The organism is Alphaproteobacteria bacterium (assembly GCA_030740435.1).
In the GTDB taxonomy this organism is placed as follows: Bacteria; Pseudomonadota; Alphaproteobacteria; order UBA2966; family UBA2966.
Genome location: JASLXG010000175.1, coordinates 1 through 5,293, shown reverse-complemented (window position 1 = coordinate 5,293; position 5,293 = coordinate 1). Strand labels below are relative to the sequence as shown.

Below are 5,293 nucleotides of genomic sequence, written 5' to 3'. Positions count from 1 at the left end.
TTGGAGCAATACGATGAAGAAGGAGAGAGCCATGGCGAGACAGGCACGTATCGTCGTCGCGGGTTGGCCGCATCATGTCACCCAGCGCGGCAATCGCCGCCAGCGGGTGTTTTTCGAGGAACGCGACTACCAAGCCTATCTTTGGCACTTGGGCGAGACCTGCCGGCGCTTCGGCGCGGCCGTTTGGGCCTATTGCCTGATGCCCAACCACGTCCATCTGGTGCTGCTGCCAAAATGCCGGGCGGCGCTGGCCCGCAGCGTCGGCAGCACCCACCACCGCTATACCTGGCGCATCAATCACCACCGGGGCTGGTGCGGGCACCTGTGGCAGGATCGCTTTTACTCCACGGCCATGGACCAGGGACATCTGCTGGCCGCCGTGCGCTACGTCGAACTCAACCCGGTGCGCGCCGGTTTGGTCGGCGAGGCTGCGGCCTGGCCCTGGAGCAGCGCCCGCCACCATCTCGGCCAGTCAGCTGACGGGCTGCTCTCGCCGGGGGGGCTGGCCGACCTGATCGGGGATTGGCAGGCCTATCTGGAAGGGCCCGAGGAGCCGCATCAGGCCGAGACCTTGCGCTACCATACGCGCAGCGGCTGGCCGCTCGGTTCAGACACGGCCATCGCCATGCTGGAACGGGAGCTGGGCCGCCACTTACGTCCGCGTGTCATGGGCCGCCCCAGAAAAGGGGAAATTGGCGTTCCTGCTTAGCAGTCCTCAAAAAAGCGTGAAGTGGTCCCTGTCCCCACTTTTTGCCCACTTTTTGGCCCGAAAGCTGCGCTGTCCGCGGGTTTGGCGCTGAACGGGACTGGGAAAATAAGTGGTCCCTGTCCCCACTTTTGTTTGGCGGGCTGGCTGTTAGGCGGGGAAGCCGCCCCAGTCCATGCCGCGCAGTTCCTGGGCGCTGGCCGGGATCTCGTTGTCGGGGTCCTGGCAGATGATTTCCAGCATCACCTCGCCCTGGTAGTCAACGCCGCGACAAGCGGCGGCGGCTTCGGCAAACGGCAGCGTCCCGGCACCCACCGGGGCGTGCAGGTAGACATGGGTGGGCGTGTCCGAGACGTGCACCAGAGCCAGTCGCGAAGCCACGGTCCGGAAACCTTCGGTCATGTCCTCGCCGTGGAAATAGGCGTTGGCGATATCGTAGACGACGGCCACGTCGGCCGCGTCGTAGGGCTGGATGGCCGCCATCAGGCTCTCGGCGTCGGGCAGGAAGGCAAAGGGCATGTTTTCGGCCAGCAGCCTTGTCCCGGCCGCCCGGGCGGCCGGCACGAAGCGCTCCATGGCGTCCTGGAAGTAGCCCAGCAGGGTCTCGCGCGGGGCCGGCATCAGGGGGTTCTGCTTGCCCGGGCCGAAGACCACGCCGGGCACCCCGAGATCGCCGGCAAGCTTGATGATGCGGCACACCAGGTCGATCGAATAGGCCCGCATGCCGGGCGCCGCGGCGGCCACGTTGATGTCGATGTTGGGGCTGTTGAGGCTGATCAGCGGCACCCCGGTGTCGGCGCTCAGCTTGACCAGATCGCGCCGCGCCGCGGCATCGAGATCGTCCGGCCAGGCGTGGCCGGGATACATCATGACCTCGAGGCCGCGGGCGCTGCCGGCGTAGGCCTGGAGGCAATCGGCGGCCGTGTGGGAGAAGGTGTAGGCGTAGGTATTGACGGCAAAGCCTGCAACGTCGATCACGGTATTTCCTTTCCAAAAGGCCATAATCCTGCCCCTGGTTGACCTTGTACAGCATCAAGAGATAGCGTTTCACGATGAGGGATCGATGGGGGCGGCCATGACGGGCAACAACAGCGCCAAGGAAAAGGGCGGCGTGCAGTCGCTGGCCCGTGCCTTCGCGCTTTTGGAGGCCATCGCCGGAGCGCCCGACGGTATCGGCTTGGCCCAGTTGAGCAAGGCCGTGGGGCTGCACAGCAGCACCGCCTTTCACCTGGTCAAGACCATGGTGCAGTTGGGCTACGTGCGCCAGGAGAGCGAGACCAAGCGCTACCGCCTGGGCCGGCCGCTGTTCTTGCTGGCGGCCCGGGCGCGCGAGGAGGTCGAACTGATCAGCGTCGCCACGCCGCTGTTGGAGAAACTGGCCGAGGCGACCAGCGAAACCAGCCACCTGGCCGTGCGTTCGGGCCACCAGATCATCATCCTGGCGCGCACCGACGGCTCCAGCCCTTTTCGCCTCAACGAACGCCTCGGCGCGCTCAGGCCGGCCCACGCCACGGCGCTGGGCAAGATCCTGCTGGCCCGCCTGGAAGCTGAGCAACTGCAGCGTTTTCTGACCGAAAACAGCCTCGAGGCCTGCACCCCCAACACCATCACCGAGCCCGAGCGCCTGCGCCGCGAACTGGCCACGGTGCGGGCCGCCGGCATCGCCTTCGACGACGCCGAATACCATCCCGAGGTGCGCTGCGCCGCCGTCGCGGTGCACGACTTCACCGGTCACGTCTCAGGTGCCATCGGCATTTCCGGGCCCATCTGGCGGCTCTCGCTGTCGGCCTTGCAGGAGAAAGTGCCGCTGGTGCACGAGACCGCCGCCCGCATCTCGGAGGAACTGGGATACCAGGGCGAAGCCGTGGCGGCGGACGCAACGAAAAAGGTCAAGACCAAGGTCACGCCCTAGTACCCACTATCACAAAAGGATGGTACGTATGATCGCTTTGCCGGCGCTGTGGGTAGGAGGCAACGCGCTGGCGATGCGGGGCCATCGGCAAGCGCTGCCGACGCCCTCCACAGCGTCGGAAAAGCGACCCAAAGGGCGGCCATGAAGGACCATCGGACGTCGTCCCGCGGTCCTTGTGATGGTCCCCCATCACGGCGGACCACGCTCCTAGCCCCCGGTCCGTTCTGTGGTCCTTCCTGGCCGTCATACGTGCCATCCTTTTGTGATAGTGGGTACTAGTGCGCGCCCTGGCCAAGATCCGGCCACAGCCCGGCAGTATCGAGGAGATCGCCATAGCCGAGCCGCAAGCGGCCGCCGGCCAGGTGCTGATCGAGGTGGCGGCCGGCGGCCTCTGTGGCACCGACCTTGCCATCCGGCGCTGGGACGACGACATCGCGGCCGAGTACGCGCCCGACTTTCCCCACGTTTTGGGCCACGAATTCGTCGGCCGTGTCAAAGCCCTGGGCCCCGGCGTCGGCGGCTTGGCCGCGGGTCAGTTGGTGGCCGTCAATCCCCATGTCAACTGCGGGCGTTGCTATTACTGCAACCTGGGCCGCCACGCGCTGTGCGAGGAACGGCGCATCATGGGCTGCCACATCGCCGGCGGCCTAACCGAGCGCATTGCCGTGCCGGCCGACAACGTCTTTGTGCTGCCCGACCACAGCGACCCGCTGGCGGCGGCGCTGATCGAGCCCCTGACCGTGGCCGCCCACGCGGTGCTGGAACGCGTGCCGCTGGCGGCCGGCGACACGGTGCTGGTGATGGGTGCCGGGCCGGTGGGTCTGCTGCACCTGCTGGTGGCCCGGGCGGCCGGGGCGGCCGAGGTCATCGTCGCCGGCGTCGCCGCCGACGCCGGGCGGCTGGAACTGGCCAAGCAACTCGGGGCGGTGGCGGTCGACCAGCAGGCCGAGGATCTGCAGGCGGCGGTGCGCCGGGTGGCGCCAAGGGGTGCCGACGTGGCCTATGATGCCAGCGGCCACGAGGCGGCGCTGGCGCCGGCCCTGGCGGCGCTCAGGCGCGGTGGCCGGCTGGGCCTGGTGGGCTATTGCCACGCCCCGGCACCCTTCCACAGTTTGCCGCTGGCCTTGGACGAAAAGGAGATCTTCGGCTGCCGCGCCTATTACCGCGAGACCTGGCTGCGCAGCACCACCCTGGCCGCCGGCATGGCGGCCGAGTTGCGGCAACTGGTGACCCACGTGCTGCCCTACGCCGAGGTCGGGCAGGCCTTCGAGTTGCTCGACCGACGCCAGTGCATAAAGGTCGTGTTGTGCCCCGAAGCCTGAACCAAACGCCTGCCAAGAACATTCACCATGCCGCAGCCCTTGCGTCATTGGCGCAAGTCCCTGTAGCCTTTGCGGTCGCGGGCGGAATCGAATTCTGGGAGGGGCGGCCCGCTGTTTCGGGGCTCATTGAGGTGGGCTCGGTATCCTTATGTTGTTCCTGCGATAAAAACACATGGAGGCAAGTTGATGAGGCAGATTCACAAAATCAGTGGTGCAGTTGCCCTCTCCCTGGGGCTGGTTGCGCTATCGAGCGGTGCTGATGCCGCCGAAATCAAGATCGGCGTGCTCTATCCCATCTCGGGCGGCGGCGCCATCTACGGCGGCCCGGCCATGCGCGGCCACGATATGGGGGTCGACGAAGTCAATGCCGCCGGCGGTATCCTTGGCATGAAAGTGGTCACGGCGGGCCGTGATTCCAAGCTCAACCCGGCCGCCGCTTCGGCCGCGGCCAAGGAGCTGATCACCAAGGAAGGCGTCAACGTACTGATCGGCGGCCTTTCCTCGGGCGTCGGCCTGGCCATCTCGGAAGTGGCGCGCCAGGAGAAGGTGATCTACATCGCCACCATCCCCAAGACCATCAAGATGACGACGTCGAAACTGCACCCCTACGTCTTCCGCACGGCCTCGAACACCGACTTCGAGGGCGACGCCATGGCGCAGATCGTCGCCAAGGTGAACGGCAAGAAGGTCTGTGACATCCAGCTCGACTATGCTTACGGCCACGACCTCGGCGACGGCATCGTCAAGGCCCTGCCCAAGCATGCGCCGGGCGCCAAGATCGTCATCAAGCTCAGGCCCAAACTGGGCGCCACCGACTTCAACTCCTACATCACCCAGATCATGGGCGCCGGCTGCGAGACCGTGACCAGCGGCTTGTGGGGCAACCATTTCGTCAACTTCGCCAAGCAGGCGGCGCCCTTCGGCTTCTTCAAGAATCACGTCTACATCACCGGTGGCGAGATCGCCAGCCACGAGGTGGCGAGCAAGCTGGGCGCCTCCTATCCCGACAACGTCTGGTCCAACACCTACGAGCTTTGGTACCACTCGCCGACCAATGCCCATAAGGAGTTCCAGGCCCGGCTGTCCAAGAGAGCCGGTACCAAGGCAACCGCGATGTGGCCGGTTCTGGCCTACAACGGCGTCAAGCTCTATGCCGCGGCCGTCAAGAAGGCCGGCTCGAGCGATGCCGAAAAGGTCATCAAGGCCCTGGAAGGCATGACCATAGACACGCCGATGGGCAGCCTGACGGTCGACGCCAAGTCGCATCAGGCCAACACCGGGCAGTTCTGGGGTCCCATGAAGAAGCAGCCGGGCAAGAAGTACCGCATGATGGACCCGGTATCCTTCATTCCG

At 66.0% G+C, this 5,293-nt stretch carries 5 protein-coding genes; 4 read left to right on the top strand and 1 reads right to left on the bottom strand.

Annotation, left to right across the window (positions count from 1 at the left end; genetic code table 11):
• The first annotated feature begins 31 nt into the window (after positions 1-31).
• Positions 32-709: a transposase gene (locus tag QGG75_17125; protein ID MDP6068953.1), complete on the top strand. Its 678-nt coding sequence runs from the start codon at positions 32-34 to the stop codon at positions 707-709.
• Between the two features lie 147 nt (positions 710-856).
• Here the strand turns inward: QGG75_17125 and QGG75_17120 are convergent, their stop codons facing one another.
• On the bottom strand, positions 857-1,684 hold the full coding sequence (locus tag QGG75_17120) for a sugar phosphate isomerase/epimerase family protein (protein MDP6068952.1): 828 nt from the start codon (positions 1,682-1,684) through the stop codon (positions 857-859).
• Between the two features lie 97 nt (positions 1,685-1,781).
• Between QGG75_17120 and QGG75_17115 the strand changes: the two genes are divergently transcribed.
• From QGG75_17115 to QGG75_17105, 3 genes are all read left to right on the top strand, one after another.
• Entirely contained in the window at positions 1,782-2,618 is an 837-nt protein-coding gene (locus QGG75_17115) for an IclR family transcriptional regulator (protein MDP6068951.1), read from the top strand.
• 278 nt (positions 2,619-2,896) lie between these two features.
• Positions 2,897-3,940, top strand: coding sequence for an alcohol dehydrogenase catalytic domain-containing protein (locus QGG75_17110; GenBank protein MDP6068950.1), 1,044 nt, complete (start codon positions 2,897-2,899; stop codon positions 3,938-3,940).
• Between the two features lie 186 nt (positions 3,941-4,126).
• A partial coding sequence (locus QGG75_17105) for an ABC transporter substrate-binding protein (GenBank protein ID MDP6068949.1) occupies positions 4,127-5,293 on the top strand: 1,167 nt, incomplete at its 3' end.

Excerpts from the sequence above, each read along its gene's own strand:
- QGG75_17115 (MDP6068951.1), top strand. The coding sequence starts at position 1,782 with ATGACGGGCAACAACAGCGCCAAGGAAAAGGGCGGCGTGCAGTCGCTG.
- QGG75_17125 (MDP6068953.1), top strand. The coding sequence starts at position 32 with ATGGCGAGACAGGCACGTATCGTCGTCGCGGGTTGGCCGCATCATGTC.